The 14,181-nt window shown below is 64.4% G+C and carries 14 protein-coding genes; 6 read left to right on the forward strand and 8 right to left on the reverse strand.

Annotated elements, in window-relative coordinates:
* Nucleotide 1: 1 nt before the first annotated feature.
* Both PTE31013_RS05480 and murJ read right to left on the reverse strand, forming a co-directional pair.
* Nucleotides 2–868: a SirB1 family protein gene (locus PTE31013_RS05480; protein ID WP_150611815.1), complete on the reverse strand. Its 867-nt coding sequence runs from the start codon at nucleotides 866–868 to the stop codon at nucleotides 2–4.
* A 46-nt stretch (nucleotides 869–914) separates the two neighbouring features.
* Nucleotides 915–2,465 carry a murein biosynthesis integral membrane protein MurJ gene (murJ, locus tag PTE31013_RS05485; protein ID WP_150611816.1) on the reverse strand — a complete coding sequence of 517 codons (1,551 nt, stop codon included), beginning with the start codon at nucleotides 2,463–2,465 and terminating at the stop codon, nucleotides 915–917.
* Nucleotides 2,466–2,644: 179 nt separating this feature from the next.
* Here murJ and rpsT point away from each other — a divergent pair, with 179 nt between their 5' ends.
* Entirely contained in the window at nucleotides 2,645–2,917 is a 273-nt protein-coding gene (gene rpsT / locus PTE31013_RS05490; protein ID WP_150611817.1) for a 30S ribosomal protein S20, read from the forward strand.
* A 309-nt stretch (nucleotides 2,918–3,226) separates the two neighbouring features.
* On the opposite strand, the gene PTE31013_RS05495 is transcribed toward rpsT, so the two are convergent.
* Nucleotides 3,227–3,541, reverse strand: a complete 315-nt coding sequence (locus tag PTE31013_RS05495; protein WP_150611818.1) for a DUF3579 domain-containing protein — start codon at nucleotides 3,539–3,541, stop codon at nucleotides 3,227–3,229.
* A 351-nt stretch (nucleotides 3,542–3,892) separates the two neighbouring features.
* On the opposite strand from PTE31013_RS05495, the gene argF reads away from it, so the two are divergent.
* From argF to PTE31013_RS05510, 3 genes are all read left to right on the forward strand, one after another.
* Complete coding sequence (gene argF, locus PTE31013_RS05500; RefSeq protein WP_017232740.1) at nucleotides 3,893–4,819, forward strand: ornithine carbamoyltransferase; 927 nt, start codon at nucleotides 3,893–3,895, stop codon at nucleotides 4,817–4,819.
* A gap of 368 nt (nucleotides 4,820–5,187) precedes the next feature.
* Nucleotides 5,188–5,511, forward strand: a complete 324-nt coding sequence (ppnP, locus tag PTE31013_RS05505; protein WP_150611819.1) for a pyrimidine/purine nucleoside phosphorylase — start codon at nucleotides 5,188–5,190, stop codon at nucleotides 5,509–5,511.
* 87 nt (nucleotides 5,512–5,598) lie between these two features.
* Nucleotides 5,599–7,059: a patatin-like phospholipase family protein gene (locus PTE31013_RS05510; RefSeq protein WP_150611820.1), complete on the forward strand. Its 1,461-nt coding sequence runs from the start codon at nucleotides 5,599–5,601 to the stop codon at nucleotides 7,057–7,059.
* Here the strand turns inward: PTE31013_RS05510 and murB are convergent.
* Nucleotides 7,049–8,065, reverse strand: a complete 1,017-nt coding sequence (gene murB / locus PTE31013_RS05515) for a UDP-N-acetylmuramate dehydrogenase (RefSeq protein ID WP_150611821.1) — start codon at nucleotides 8,063–8,065, stop codon at nucleotides 7,049–7,051. The two genes, PTE31013_RS05510 and murB, sit on opposite strands and share 11 nt — an antisense overlap.
* A 231-nt stretch (nucleotides 8,066–8,296) precedes the next feature.
* Between murB and PTE31013_RS05520 the strand changes: the two genes are divergently transcribed.
* Nucleotides 8,297–8,782 (forward strand): YajQ family cyclic di-GMP-binding protein, encoded by a 486-nt coding sequence (locus tag PTE31013_RS05520; protein WP_150611822.1) that lies wholly within the window; start codon nucleotides 8,297–8,299, stop codon nucleotides 8,780–8,782.
* A 163-nt stretch (nucleotides 8,783–8,945) separates the two neighbouring features.
* Here PTE31013_RS05520 and plsY read toward each other — a convergent pair whose 3' ends face one another.
* On the reverse strand, nucleotides 8,946–9,548 hold the full coding sequence (plsY, locus tag PTE31013_RS05525) for a glycerol-3-phosphate 1-O-acyltransferase PlsY (protein WP_150611823.1): 603 nt from the start codon (nucleotides 9,546–9,548) through the stop codon (nucleotides 8,946–8,948).
* 118 nt (nucleotides 9,549–9,666) lie between these two features.
* Nucleotides 9,667–10,161 (reverse strand): Cys-tRNA(Pro) deacylase, encoded by a 495-nt coding sequence (ybaK, locus tag PTE31013_RS05530; RefSeq protein ID WP_150611824.1) that lies wholly within the window; start codon nucleotides 10,159–10,161, stop codon nucleotides 9,667–9,669.
* A gap of 114 nt (nucleotides 10,162–10,275) precedes the next feature.
* On the opposite strand from ybaK, the gene PTE31013_RS05535 reads away from it, so the two are divergent.
* A complete protein-coding gene (locus tag PTE31013_RS05535) occupies nucleotides 10,276–11,841 on the forward strand; it encodes a class I adenylate-forming enzyme family protein (protein ID WP_150611825.1) in 1,566 nt (521 codons plus the stop codon).
* A 75-nt stretch (nucleotides 11,842–11,916) separates the two neighbouring features.
* On the opposite strand, the gene xerD is transcribed toward PTE31013_RS05535, so the two are convergent.
* A complete protein-coding gene (xerD, locus tag PTE31013_RS05540; RefSeq protein WP_246173940.1) occupies nucleotides 11,917–12,804 on the reverse strand; it encodes a site-specific tyrosine recombinase XerD in 888 nt (295 codons plus the stop codon).
* A 107-nt stretch (nucleotides 12,805–12,911) separates the two neighbouring features.
* On the reverse strand, nucleotides 12,912–14,177 hold the full coding sequence (queG, locus tag PTE31013_RS05545) for a tRNA epoxyqueuosine(34) reductase QueG (RefSeq protein ID WP_425495539.1): 1,266 nt from the start codon (nucleotides 14,175–14,177) through the stop codon (nucleotides 12,912–12,914).
* Nucleotides 14,178–14,181 lie beyond the last annotated feature (4 nt).

Genomic DNA, 14,181 nt, shown 5'->3' on the forward strand with positions numbered 1-14,181 from the left:
CTTATCCGTGACTGCCCGGGCGACGGCTCAGATCGTCAAGCATCTGACGAATCGCATTGGCGTCTTCGGCATCGGGGCGCACCCCCAGATAGCTCTCCAGATCGTCCTGCGCCGGACGCACCAGCCCCAGACGGGCATAAGCCAGCCCGCGATCGCGCTTCTCGATCGGTTGGTCGGGCAAGACGAGCACCATGCGCTCCTGCACCGAAAGCACACGCTCCCATCGCTCGCTCTGCGTGTAGATGGCGCGAAGATTGCGCAGCATCCGGGCCAGGATCTCGCGCGGCGACGCCGGCTCCAGGAAGGGATGAAGCAGTGCCCACAACGCCAATTCCTGAATCGGCTCGGCGCTCTCGTCTCGATAGTGCTTCAAGTACGGCTCGACCATTTCGAGCAGTCGCTGCGGCGAGAGCGAATTGCCCGAGATCGGGTCGATCACCACGTCGCCGGCCGGCACGGCAAGCCGCAGCAGGAAATGCCCCGGGAACGACAGGCCGCGCAGCGGCAGGCCGATCTGGTTGCCGATTTCCATGCAAAGCACGGCCAGGGAGATCGGAATGCCGCGACGCCGGTCCAGCACCACATGCAGGTGGCTGTTGTCCGGGTCGTAGTAATCGTTCTGATTGACGGAGAACCCGAGTTCGCGGAAGAAGAAATGATCGAGCAGTTGCAGCTTCTGCAACGGCCCGGCATCCGGCGGCAGACGCTTGGCCAGACGCGCGGCGAGCGTGTCGATCCGGGTCAGCGTGTCCTGCACGTCGAGATCGGGATAGACGTCCTGGGCGATGGCGATGGCCGCTTCGGTCAGCGGCAGACCGTCGTCGGACGCCACCAGCGCAGCAAAGTACTCGAGAAATCGATTCGCCATGCGCTATCCGTGAAGTCTGCCGTGTCGGTGGCCCGCGAGCGAACGGCTAGCGAACGCGCCGACGGAAGAACGAGAAGTTGAAACCCATGAGGAATAATGCCCCGAAATACACCACCGCGCATAGCACCAGACTGGCGCCAAGTAGCGCAATGCGCGAGAGCGGGCGCGCGCTCATCGCCACCCAGTCGAAACTCTGGGTGAACCACAGCAGCAAGCCCGCCAGAATCAGGCACGCGGCCAGCAATTGCACGAAGAACAGACGCCATCCGGGCGCCGGCCGATAGATGCCGCGCTTGTACAGCCCCGCGAACAGCAGCACCGCGTTCATGCACGCGCCCACGCCGATCGATAGCGAAAGCCCCGCGTGAGCGAACCAGCGCACGAAGAGCAGGTTGGAGAGCTGCGTCGCCACGAGCACCACGACGGCGATCTTCACTGGCGTCTTGATGTCCTGCTTGGCATAGAAGCCCGGCGCCAGAATCTTGATGAGAATCAGGCCCACCAGCCCGACGCCGTAGGCCGTCAGCGCGTGTGCCGTCATCGCGACATCGGTCGCGTCGAAACGGCCATATTGATAAAGCGTTGCGGTCAGCGGCTCGGCGTATACGAACAGCCCGACGGCACTCGGCATCGCCAGCAGGAACGTCAGACGCAGCCCCCAGTCCAGCAGCGCGGAATACTCGGCGGGGTCGCCGTCGGCGTGGGCGCGCGAAAGGCTCGGCAGCAGGATGGTGCCCAGTGCCACGCCGAGCAGTGCCGTCGGAAACTCCATCAGCCGGTCGGCATACGCCAGCCACGACACGCTGCCCTGAGCGAGGCGCGACGCGATGTTCGTGTTGATGATGAGGCTCACCTGCGCCACCGACACGGCCAGCGTAGCCGGCACCATTTTCGCCAGCACCCGTTTCACGCCCGTGTTGCGCAACGCCGCCGCGACGTTGATCGTGATGCGCGGCAACATACCGATGCGCGCGAGCGCCGGGAGCTGGATGACCAATTGCAGCACGCCACCGACGATCACCGCGAAGGCCAGCGCGTAGACCGGCTTCGCGAGGTGCGGCGCAACCCACAGCGCCGCGACGATCGAACTGATATTGAGCAGCACGGGCGCGAACGCCGGCATCGAGAACTGTCGCCAGGTATTGAGCACCCCGGCGGCGAGCGTTGTGATCGAGATGAGGGTGATGTACGGGAACATCACGCGGGTCATGAACACGGCCGAGTCGAACGTGCCGTTTTCGCGCGAGAGGCCCGTCGCAACGGCGTAGACAACCCCGGAGGCACCCAGCACCCCGGCAATCGTGATCATCAACAACCCCCAGAACAGGACGGTGGTCACGGAATCGACGAGGGTTCTGGTCTCCTCGTGACTGCGCTGCGACTTGAATTCGGCCAGAATCGGCACGAACGCCTGCGAAAACGCGCCTTCGGCGGACAGGCGGCGCAGCAGATTGGGGATGCGGAATGCGACGTTGTAGGCGTCGGTCATGGGACCGGCACCAAACATGCGTGCGATAAGAATTTCACGAACCAGGCCGGTGATGCGCGAGAGCATCGTGAAACCGCTGACCGTAGCGAGAGCTTTGAGCAAATTCATGTTGCGCGTATTATACGCACAGCCTTGCAGCAAAGAAGTTGCAATTTCCATTGGCGTTCGGCTATAATCGACGGTTTCCAAGTCAATGGATTGCTTCCTGGCCACCGTGTCTCCCAGGGAGCCGGGCCAAACTGCATAGAAGCCGCATCAGGCGGAGCAATTCAAGGAATTCACCAAACATGGCAAATACCGCACAAGCACGCAAGCGCGCGCGTCAAACCGTTAAGATCAACGCCCACAACTCGGCACTGCGCTCGCGTCTGCGCACGGCAGTCAAGGCTGTCCGCAAGGCCATCGCCGCTGGCGACCAGACCGCTGCCAAGGAAGTGCTGCGCACGTCGGCCAAGACGATTGACATCATCGCCGACAAAAAGATCGTTCACAAGAACACCGCCGCTCGTCAAAAGAGCCGCCTGTCGGCCGCCATCAAGGCGATGTCGGCGGCTGCCTAACAGCGCAAGCTGCAAAGCAGACCCAGTTGCTTGCCGGTTCCGACGCTGGTCGGAACACAAAAAAGCCCGCTTCATGCGGGCTTTTTTCTTTTCAACACAGCGCAACGCCGACCCGCGCTCACGCGATGCGAGCGCGCACCTCTGCGTGCCGTCGCGCAAGAGATCCGGGACCGGCAAGGGAACGGCAAGAACACCCAGGACCGTCGCCGCGAAACGGCTAACGAGAGGGGGCTAACGAGAGGGCAGATCGACAGTGAGTCAGGGCCAAAGGCCCGGCACTCACGTCTGGCCGAAAAACGGCCGGGGAGATTATTTGACGTCGGGAACGAAGCAGGCTTCGGTCAGCTGCAAGTCGTTGTCACGGGCAAAATTCATCACGAAATCGAACGCCATCGGCTCAATATCGCGCAACCGCTCGTCAACGACGACGCATTTGACGTCGCCCACCATAATCGGACGCACATAGGGGGAGTACTGCATGTATGCGTTCGGACCGGTATTGCTCCGGCCACAGAACGACACGGCGCCGCACAGACGCTCCGCCCAGTCACTCGGCCGGAACTTCTTGCCACCCCGGGTGAGCCCCTGGATGAAATACTCGCGCGCGGAAACCTGGTCGGTCATATCGCTCAATCACCTCAAAAAACACCTGGCCAGCCATACGCGGGTAGCGTCGCTGACAGAGACAGTATTATATCTTATATAAGACTCAAACCTGTCCCCTACCCTCGCCGCCGATGTTTTTTTCAGTCTTGCCAGCCGTTTTTGGCTGTGCAGCATCGGGCTCGATCATACGCTTTTCGTGTGACGGCAAAACGATTTGGTAGACTAGGGCCTGTTCCCCTGATGCCAGCAACCTGTAGAACACCTTCAAGCGCCTGACCGGGGGACAGGCCTCAAGGCTTGTTCGTCGTGCCGCAAGCGTGCAAGTTCCCTTTGAATTTCCGCGCTATCGGCCTCCAGCAGAACATCCAAATGACCACCGCCAAACCCATCAAGCATTACCTTCAGTTTTCGGATTTGACGCTCGACGAGTACGACTACGTACTGGAGCGCACCCGCATCCTCAAGAAGAAATTCAAGAACTACGAGACCTACCACCCGCTGCACGACCGCACGCTGGCGATGATTTTCGAGAAAAGCTCGACACGCACGCGACTGTCGTTCGAAGCCGGGATTCACCAGTTGGGCGGCCATGCCGTGTTCCTGAACACGCGCGACACGCAGCTCGGACGCGGCGAGCCCATCGAAGACGCCGCCCAGGTGATCTCGCGAATGACCGACATCATCATGATTCGCACGTTCGGCCAGGAGATCATCGAGCGCTTCGCGCAGCATTCGCGCGTGCCGGTGATCAACGGCCTGACCAACGAATATCATCCGTGCCAGGTGATGGCAGACATTTTCACGTTCTACGAGCATCGCGGCCCGATCAAGGGCAAGACCGTGACGTGGATCGGTGACGCCAACAACATGTCTTACACGTGGATTCAGGCCGCCGAGATCTTCGGCTTCCAGTTCAACATCTCCACGCCGCCGGGCTACCGCCTTGATCAGGCGATGGTGGCCGAGTCGAGCCGCCCGTTCGTGCGCGAGTTCGACGACCCGCGCGAAGCCTGCGAAGGCGCGGATCTCGTGTCGACCGACGTCTGGACGAGCATGGGTTATGAAGCGGAAAACGAGGCGCGTAAAGCGGCCTTCGCCCAATGGTGCGTGAACGCCGACCTCATGCAGCGCGCCAAACCGGACGCGCTGTTCATGCACTGCCTGCCCGCGCACCGTGGCGAGGAAGTGTCGGCCGACGTGATCGACGGGGCGCAAAGCGTCGTCTGGGACGAAGCCGAGAACCGTCTGCATGTGCAGAAGGCGCTCATGGAGTACCTGATGCTCGGTCGCGTGTAACGCGGCGCAGATCACGCAGCGCCCGGACTACCGCAATGTTGTCCGGGCGTTTTCTTGTCCCCAGCACCCCCGCCTCCCTTCCCGTTGACGCCCCGGCTTCCCCCACCGCGAGCAGCGTTCCGCTATCATCGCTGACGCGCAGGCGTCCCTCGTTGACACGCGCTTCATCACCGCACGTCGCCGTCCGTACCGTCCGTCAAAACATTTCGCCATTTGCACCACGACGGGGCAAATTCGTTGTGCATTGCACAAAATGCAGCCGGATGGACATTCGAAACGTGCTAGCATGAATTCACGCTTGTCCCGTCGGGACGGGCTTATCGACCCATCATCGCGACTTTCCATCGCATTCGACTCCGCATTCGGTCATGACGCAAAACGCAACGCAGTTCGACAACGTTTCCGTAATCAAGCGCGCCAACACCTATTTCGACGGCAAGTGCGTTTCGCACACCGTGCTGTTCCCGGACGGCACGCGCAAGACGCTGGGCGTGATCTTCCCAGCCACGCTCCAGTTCGGCACCGATGCCCCGGAAATCATGGAAGTCACGGGTGGCCGCTGTCGCATCCGTCTGGCCGGTCAGGCCGAGTGGCAGGAATACGCCGCCGGTCAGCAGTTCTCCGTGCCGGGCAATAGCAAGTTCGATATCGAGGTCCTGGAGACGCTCGATTACGTCTGCCATTACGGCTAATCGTCCGGCCCAGCATCGCGATGGCGGGGGTCTCCCGCGCCATTGCCCTCTCGGCCGGTTCAGCGCGGCCCGGCGCCGCTACTCACTATGTCGCGTCTGCCCCCCGAATCCGCCGACGATACTACCGGCGACCGATCTTCTGTAACGCCTGCCGATGCACAGGTCACCGCCGCCATGGCAGAACCGGTCTCGCCGGCCGCACCGGCCGGCGCGTCTGAATCCGCTGCCACCTTGGAGAACGGCACAAGCACCGATCTCGAGCCGAGCGACGTCCCACTGCTCCCGCCGGACGGCCTCACCGGCCCGGCACACGCCGTCAGCGAGGCAAAAAAGTCCGCCGCCCCTCGCGCACGCAAGCGCACGTCGGCCCCCGCCGGCAAGGCGGGTGACGCCGTCGCGGCGAAAGGCGGCACAGATACGCCAGAGCCCCCCCGCACGCGCGCGCCCGGCAAGTCCACGAAACCCACGCGACGCCGCCAGGCGAAGCGAAAAGGCATCGACCTGGGACTACAAGGGGGCGGTGCGCACGGCGCCTACACGTGGGGGGTGCTCGACAAATTGCTGGAAGACGGCCGTCTCGAATTCGAGGGCATCAGTGGCGCCTCCGCAGGCACCATGAATGCCGTCGTCCTGGCGCACGGCCTGCTCGATCGTCCGGGCGTGGACCCACGCGAGAAGGCACGTGAGGCGCTGCACAGCTTCTGGCTTGGCGTGTCGCAGGCAGGCTCATCGGCGACCGCATGGGCGCAGACCGTATTCAGTTGGCTCAACGGCCGTCCGACCGAGTATCCCGTCTGGCACGACTGGATGCAGAGCATGCAGCAACTGATTACGCCGTTCTCGCAGCCTCCGGCCGAAATCAACCCGCTGCGTACTGTGCTCGAGGCGCAGGTCGATTTCGAACGGTTGCGCGAAAGCACCGCGACGCGTCTGTTCGTCTCTGCGACCAACGTCCGCACCGGTAACATCCACATCTTCCGCACGCACGAAATCACGCTTGACGTCGCGATGGCGTCGGCATGCCTGCCGTGGCTCTTCAAACCGGTGAAAATCGACGAGGACTTTTACTGGGATGGCGGCTATCTCGGCAACCCGCCGCTCTACCCGTTCTATTACGAGACGCTCACGAGCGACATCCTGATCGTTCACATCAATCCGATCGAGCGAAAAGAGAAGCCGGTGCTGCCGGGCCAGATCATGAACCGCGTGAATGAAATCACGTTCAACGCGTCGCTGCAGCGCGAGTTCCGCGCCATTTCCTTCGTGCACAAACTGATCGACGAAGGGTGGCTCAAGCCCGAGTTTCGCAAGCGCCTGAAATATCCGCTGATTCACTCGATTCGCGCGGACAAGGCGCTGTACGACTTGTCGTCATCGACGAAATTCGTGACCGACTGGCATTTCCTCACCACGCTGCGCGACCGTGGCCGCGAAGCGGCGAGCCGATGGCTCGATGCGCATTTTGACGACGTCGGTGTACGCTCCACCGTCGACCTGCGGCGCGATTACCTGCAGCGTCTGCCCGACGCCACCACCATCAAAGCATGAGCGGCTCGGGCTCGAGCGCGATACCGAAGCGAGCCTGCACGCTGGCTTGCACGGCGTGCGCGAGCGCCACGATCTCCGCGCCGCTCGCGCCGCCGCGATTGATGAGCACCAGCGCCTGACGCTCGTGCACACCCGCGCGACCGAGCGACTTGCCGCGCCAGCCGCACTGGTCGATGAGCCAGCCCGCCGCGACTTTCCAGGCGCCGTCCGGCTGGACGTAGCCGACCGCCTGCGGACACCGCTCACGCAGCGCCGCAAACGTCGCGGCGTCCACCACGGGATTCTTGAAGAAGCTCCCGGCATTGCCGAGTTCGGCCGGGTCGGGCAGCTTGCGCCGGCGAATGTCGGCGACGGCCGCGAAGATCTGCCGCGCCGTGGGGTGCGCGATGCCCGCCTGGGCGAGTGTGTGCGACACGTCCGCATAGCCGGTCACGGGTTGCCACGGCTGCGGCAGCCGCAACGTGACCGAGACGATGAGGTAGCGCCCGGGTTCGCGCTTGAACAGCGAATCGCGATAAGCGAACGCGCAGGCCTCGCGCGCGAGCGTGACGAACGTGCCCGTGGCCGTGTCGAGCGCGCGCACCTCGGCAAGGCGCTCGGCCAACTCCAGCCCGTAGGCGCCGATGTTTTGAATCGGGGCCGCGCCAAGGGTGCCCGGGATCAGCGCGAGGTTCTCCAGGCCCGGACAGTCCTGTGCGAGCGTCCAGTCGACGAAATCGTGCCAGACTTCGCCAGCGCCGCCGCGCACATAGCGCGCGTGCGCGTCGTCCGCGAGCCGCTCACGGCCGCGAATCGCCATCCGGAACACCACGCCGTCGAAGTCGCGCGTGAACACCACATTGCTGCCGCCGCCGAGCACGAGGCGCGGCAGGCCCGCCAGCTCGGGCATGGCGAGCGCGTCGAGAAGTGCCGCTTCGCTGTCGATCGTCACGACGAAGCGGGCGGTGGCGGGCAGACCGAAGGTATTGAATTCGCGCAGGCTGACGTCGCGTTGCAACTGAGGCATGAAGTCGGGAGAAATCCGTGGGTGATCCGTGGGTGCCGTCGTCCCGGAGAGTGCCCGGAAGGGACGCGGGACCGACGGCTGAATTACAATATCGGGCGAAAGAATTTTGCGCAACATTATAACGGCCGCGTGGCCGAGGCCCGCGCCGGACGCATCCGCCGGTGCCGCCATCCCCCGCAGGGCACGCCCGGCGAGCCCTTTCACGAACCCTTTACCTTTCAGGAGAGCCAGATGCCATCGTTCGACGTGGTTAGCGAAGCCAACATGATAGAGGTCAAGAACGCCATCGACCAGGCCAACAAGGAAATCTTGACGCGATTCGATTTCAAGGGATCGGACTCGCGCGTCGAGCACAAGGAGCAGGAACTCACGCTCTTCGCCGACGACAACTTCAAGCTCGAGCAGGTCACGCAGGTGCTCATCAGCAAGATGGCCAAGCGCAACGTGGACGTGCGCTTCCTCGATTACGGCAAGGTCGAGAAAATCAGCGGCGACAAGGTCAAGCAGGTCGTCAAGGTGAAGAAGGGCGTCGAAGGCGACCTGGCCAAGAAGATCGTGCGCCTGATCAAGGACAGCAAGATGAAGGTGCAGGCCAGCATCCAGGGCGACAGCGTGCGCATCACGGGCGCCAAGCGCGACGACCTGCAAAACGCCATCGCGCTGCTGCGCAAGGACGTGACCGACACGCCGCTCGACTTCAACAACTTCCGCGACTGAGCGCGCGCGGCAGGCACAGGCAAACCCTGCGGACACGAACCGTCCCCATCAGGTTGGACGGTGCGCAAGGTGGGGACCGACAGGGCTGGGTTCTGTAATGCACAGGGCTCAGCCCTTTTCATTTGCGCTTAATGCGGTTGATGCGGTTGCCGTCGCACCGACCTTACTTCTTCTGACCGATGCGGCTTTCCTTGCCCGCAATCAGCTTGCCGATGTTCGCGCGGTGCCGGTAGACCAGCAGGATCGCCATGACGATCACCGCCGGGGCATACGGCCCGAAGCCGGACATGAACACGTAGTAGAGCGGCGCGAACACGGCCGCCACCAGCGCGGCGAGCGACGAATAGCGGAAGAAGATCGCGATGATGAGCCACGTGGCGAGCACCGCGAGCCCCAGCACCGGGTGGATGGCGAACAGGACACCGGCCGCCGTCGCCACGCCTTTGCCGCCTGAGAAGCGCAGGAACACCGGGTACAGGTGGCCGAGGAAGACCGCGAGGGCCACGGCCGCCAGACCGAAGTCACCGACGCCCCACGTGTCGGCAAAGCGTTGGGCGAGATACACCGCGAGCCAGCCCTTGAGGGCGTCGCCGATCAGCGTCAGCACGGCGGCCTTCCTGTTGCCGGAGCGCAGCACGTTCGTGGCGCCCGGGTTGCCCGAGCCATAGCTGCGCGGATCGGCGAGGCCCATCGTGCGGCTGACGATCACCGCAAACGGCAACGAGCCGATCAGGTACGCGAGAACGATAAAAACCAATGTGGCCATGAACTTCGAGCGTGAGCAGAATGTGTAATGGCCGCCATTCTACTTGACCCGCCCTGTCACCCCATTCTGGCAAACACGGGGTTGCGCCGGGATCGAAGCGGCCGGGCGGTGGTGGCGCCTACCCGTCGCTCAGCGCACACGACACCGGCTTCGCGGCCAGAGCGTTGAGCAGCACCTGCGGGGCAATACCGATCAGGTACCCGCGTCGCCCGCCGTTGATGAATATCTGCGGCAGATCGAGAATCGATGCCTCCACATACACCGTCATCGCCCGCTTGGTGCCAAACGGCGACGTGCCGCCCACCAGGTATCCCGAATGACGCTGGGCGACCTCCGGCTTGCAGGGCTCCACACGCTTGGCGCCGATCTGGCGCGCGAGGTTCTTCGTCGAGACGGTCCGGTCGCCGTGCATGAGCACGATCAGTGGGCGGGCCTTCTCGTCTTCCATGACGAGCGTCTTCACCACGGCATGCTCGTGCACGCCCAACTGGCGTGCCGACTCGCCGGTCCCGCCATGCTCGACGTATTCGTAGACGTGTTCGGTGAAGGCCACTTTCTTTTGCTTCAGAAACTGCGTGGCCGGCGTTTCCGAGACATGTTTGGTCTTGCTCATGGGCGCCTATTGTAATGAAACGCCTGAGGATTGCGGTCCCGGAATGCGCGCACCGCTGCCGCCCGGGGCGGCCCGTTTTCAGCCCGATGGCGGTGGGCGCATTACAATGCGGCCATGCCAGCCTCTTCCGCCCCCTCATCCCCGGACACCTTCGCCGCCAACCTGCTTGCGAATCTGCCCGCGCGCATCGACACGCTGCCCGCACGCATCGCCGCGCAAGCGCCCATGCGCACCGCCCTGATCGACGACTTCGGGCGCCTGACCTACGGCGCGTTGGCGACCTCCGTGAGCGCTTGCGCCGAGCGCCTGCGCGCACACGGCGTGCGAGGCGGCGATCGGGTGATGATCGTCGGCGAGAACGGCATCGCCTATGTGGTGCTGCTGCTCGCCGTGGCCGCCGTTGATGCGTGGCCACTGCTGTGTAACGCGCGGCTCAGCGCGGCGGAATTGAACGCGATCCGCGATCACGCGCAACCGCGCTGCGCAATCTACACCGTCGACGCCTCGCCCGACGCCGCCGCGCACGCCCGCGTGGACGCCGCCAAGATCGCCTGGACCGACCTCGCGCTCGGGGCCCTGGCACTGTCCGACACCGATCCCGACAGCGTTGCCGAACCGGTGCAAACCGATCCCGCGTTGCAATGCGCCGCGCTCATCTACACGACCGGCACGACCGGCACGCCCAAGGGCGTTCGTCTCTCGCATCGCAATCTGATGTTCATCGCCGCGGTGTCGAGCACGCTGCGACGCGTCGGTGCCGACGATATCGCCTACGGCGTGCTGCCGATCTCGCATGTCTATGGCCTGGCGTCGGTCTGTCTGGGCACGCTGTATGCCGGCGGCACGTTGCGGCTCGCCGCGCGCTTCACCCCCGAGGCCGTGCTCGACTCGCTCGCCTACGACGGGCTGACGATCCTGCAAGGCGTACCCGCCATGCACGCCCGCCTGATGGCCTACGTGTCGGCCCAAAACCGAGCGCTCGTCGCACCGCGTCTGCGCTTCGTCTACTCGGGCGGCTCGCCCCTCGACGCCGCGCTCAAGGCGCGTGTCGAAGCGTTCTACGGCCTGCCGATTCACAACGGGTATGGGTTGACCGAGAGCAGCCCCACGGTCTCGCAAACGCTGCTCGACGCCCCGCGCGATGACTGCGCCGTGGGACCGGCGATCCCTGGCGTGGCGGTACGTATCGTCGATCGCGACGGGCATGACCTGCCCGATGGTGACGTCGGCGAACTCTGGGTGCATGGGCCGAACGTGATGCTCGGGTACTACCGTGCGCCAGACCTGACAGCCGCCGCCGTGACCGAAGACGGCTGGCTGCGCACGGGCGATCTTGCGCGTCGCACCGCCGATGGCGCGCTCTTCCTCGCGGGACGCGCAAAGGAACTCATCATCCACTCCGGCTTCAACGTCTATCCGCTCGAAGTCGAGCAGGCGCTGGCGAGCCATCCGGATGTGCTGCAGGCGGCCGTCCTCGGACGCCCCGTCGACGGCAACGAGCAGGTGATCGCGTTCGTGGAGGCGCGCCCCGGCCATGCCGTCGACGTGGCCGCGCTGGCGGCGTGGGCTTCGACGCGGCTCGCGCCGTACAAGCGTCCGGCACAGATTCGTGTGCTGGACGCCCTGCCCGCCGCGTCGACGGGCAAGGTGCTCAAGCACCGGCTCAAAACGTTGCTTTGACGACGTGGCGTCGCCGCCCGCCTACCGCGGGCGTGGCACGGGTCGCCCGTGTCGCGCAAGCATTACACCTCGCCCTCAACCGCGCGGATGATGTTGCGCATGCAGCGATTTGAGGCGCTCGCGCGCAACGTGCGTGTAGATCTGCGTGGTCGAGATGTCGGCGTGGCCGAGCAACAACTGCACCACGCGCAGATCGGCGCCGTGATTGATCAGATGGGTGGCAAACGCATGACGCAGCGTATGCGGGGAGAGCGGCGCGCGAATGTCCGCCTGCAACGCATAGCGTTTGATCAGATACCAGAACGCCTGCCGCGTCATCCCATCGCCGCGTTGCGTGACGAACAGCGTGTCGCAGGCGCGACCGGCGAGCAGCACACCGCGACTTTCCGCCAGATAGCGCGCCAGCCAGGCGTTGGCCTCCTCGCCGAACGGCACGAGCCGCTCCTTCGCGCCCTTGCCAAAGATGCGCAGCACGCCTTCGTTCAATCCCACTTCAATCGTCTTGAGCGCGACCAGTTCCGACACCCGCAGACCGCTCGCATACATCAATTCGAGCATCGCCCGATCGCGCAGCCCGAGCGGCTGGGCCAGATCGGGCGCGGCCAGCAGCGCTTCGACCTGCGACTCGGACAATGTCGACGGCAAGCGCTGGGCACGCTTGGCCGACGCGATGCGCAAACACGGATCCTGCTGCACGGCGTGCTCGCGCAGCGCCCATTGATAGAAACGCTTGAAGACCGACAGGCGACGGTTCACGCTGCTCGCCAGACTCTCACGACGCCACGCCAGATAGGCGACGAGCGCCGCCTCGTCCACACCATCGAGTGAGGCTTCGCGCTTGGCGGCGAGCCACTGCGCGAACAGACGCAAATCCCGCCGGTAAGCGTCGAGCGTGTTGCGCGAGAGGCCGTCTTCGAGCCAGATCGTGTCGCAGAACTGGTCAATGAACCGGATGCTGCGCACGTAGGTCGCCCCGTCGGGATCGAAGGTGAGCGGAGACGACGGGTCGCCGGGGTTGTCGGCGCTGTCGGCGTCGTGGGGATCACCGCTCGCGTGGTGTGCCTGCGTGGTCACGCTGTGGCTCCTTCCTGGGCCAGCGCCCATTCGACGTGTTCGCGCACGAGCGCCGAGGGATGATCGCGTCGCGCCAGCAAGGCATCGCGCAGCGGCGTGCGCGCGGCGGCGTCCGCCGTGTCGCGCAGCGCATTGCCCAGCCCGACGGCCAGATTGCGCAGCCATCGCTCATGGCCAATGCGACGAATCGGACTGCCTGCCAGCTTGTCCATGAAATCCGCCTCGCTCCAGGCGAACAATTCGACGAGCGAAGCGCTATCGAGCCGGTTGCGCGCAGCGAAATCGGCGAGCGGCGACGGCTGGGCAAACTTGTTCCACGGGCAGTAGAGCTGGCAATCGTCGCAGCCATAGATGCGATTGCCCATCTTCGCGCGCAAGTCCTCGGGAATCGCCCCTTTGTGCTCGATCGTCAGATACGACACGCACAGCCGTGCATCGACGCGAAACGCTTCGGTGATGGCGCCGGTCGGGCAGACCTCGCGGCATCGCTGGCATTGCCCGCAGTGCTCGCCCCGTTGCAGGCCACGGCCCCGCCCCGTGCCGTCGTCCGCCTTGCCCGGCGCGCTCCCCTCGTCGGCATCCACCGGCAGCGGCACGTCGACAAGGATCTCGCCGAGGAAAAAGAGCGATCCCGCGTCGCGCGAGAGCAGCAGGGTGTGCTTGCCGCGCCAGCCCAGCCCGGCCTTCTGCGCGAGTTCGACTTCGAGCACCGGGGCTGAATCGGTGAATGCGCGATAGCCGAACGGCCCGATGGCCTGCGCAATGCGCTCGGCCAGTTGTTGCAGCCGATGGCGAATGACCTTGTGATAGTCGCGTCCGCGCGCATAGATCGACACGATCGCTTCGGCAGGCATCGCCGCGCGCGTGGCTTCACGCTCACGCCAGTTCGCCATGTCGGTATCGTTCGGGAGATAGTTCATGCGGGCGCTGATGACGCGCACCGTGCCGGGAACCAGTTCGGCAGGCCGCGCGCGCTTCATGCCGTGCGCCGCCATGTAGTCCATATCGCCATGACAGCCGTCGTCGAGCCACTGCTGCAGCCCCGCTTCGGCGTGCGAGAGATCGATGTCCGTGATGCCGACCCGGTCGAAGCCAAGTTCCCTCGCCCACGCGCGAATCTGGCCGGCAAGCGACGCCAGGCGCTCAGCATCGAGGGCCGGGGATGTCGCATTGTCGCGCGAGGGCGACACTTCCAAAGCCTTCGGAGGTGTCGCCGACTCGACTTGTGCGGCGGTAGCGGGGAAAATCACGGAAGCTTTCATCGAC

The sequence above is a fragment of the Pandoraea terrigena genome (genome assembly GCF_902459705.1).
Classification (GTDB): domain Bacteria; phylum Pseudomonadota; class Gammaproteobacteria; order Burkholderiales; family Burkholderiaceae; genus Pandoraea; species Pandoraea terrigena.

Excerpts from the sequence above, each read along its gene's own strand:
- murB (WP_150611821.1), bottom strand. The coding sequence starts at position 8,065 with ATGCCTCAGTTGCAACGCGACGTCAGCCTGCGCGAATTCAATACCTTC.
- ppnP (WP_150611819.1), top strand. The coding sequence starts at position 5,188 with ATGACGCAAAACGCAACGCAGTTCGACAACGTTTCCGTAATCAAGCGC.
- murJ (WP_150611816.1), bottom strand. The coding sequence starts at position 2,465 with ATGAATTTGCTCAAAGCTCTCGCTACGGTCAGCGGTTTCACGATGCTC.
- PTE31013_RS05535 (WP_150611825.1), top strand. The coding sequence starts at position 10,276 with ATGCCAGCCTCTTCCGCCCCCTCATCCCCGGACACCTTCGCCGCCAAC.
- queG (WP_425495539.1), bottom strand. The coding sequence starts at position 14,177 with ATGAAAGCTTCCGTGATTTTCCCCGCTACCGCCGCACAAGTCGAGTCG.
- plsY (WP_150611823.1), bottom strand. The coding sequence starts at position 9,548 with ATGGCCACATTGGTTTTTATCGTTCTCGCGTACCTGATCGGCTCGTTG.
- rpsT (WP_150611817.1), top strand. The coding sequence starts at position 2,645 with ATGGCAAATACCGCACAAGCACGCAAGCGCGCGCGTCAAACCGTTAAG.
- PTE31013_RS05510 (WP_150611820.1), top strand. The coding sequence starts at position 5,599 with ATGTCGCGTCTGCCCCCCGAATCCGCCGACGATACTACCGGCGACCGA.
- ybaK (WP_150611824.1), bottom strand. The coding sequence starts at position 10,161 with ATGAGCAAGACCAAACATGTCTCGGAAACGCCGGCCACGCAGTTTCTG.
- PTE31013_RS05480 (WP_150611815.1), bottom strand. The coding sequence starts at position 868 with ATGGCGAATCGATTTCTCGAGTACTTTGCTGCGCTGGTGGCGTCCGAC.
- argF (WP_017232740.1), top strand. The coding sequence starts at position 3,893 with ATGACCACCGCCAAACCCATCAAGCATTACCTTCAGTTTTCGGATTTG.
- PTE31013_RS05495 (WP_150611818.1), bottom strand. The coding sequence starts at position 3,541 with ATGACCGACCAGGTTTCCGCGCGCGAGTATTTCATCCAGGGGCTCACC.
- PTE31013_RS05520 (WP_150611822.1), top strand. The coding sequence starts at position 8,297 with ATGCCATCGTTCGACGTGGTTAGCGAAGCCAACATGATAGAGGTCAAG.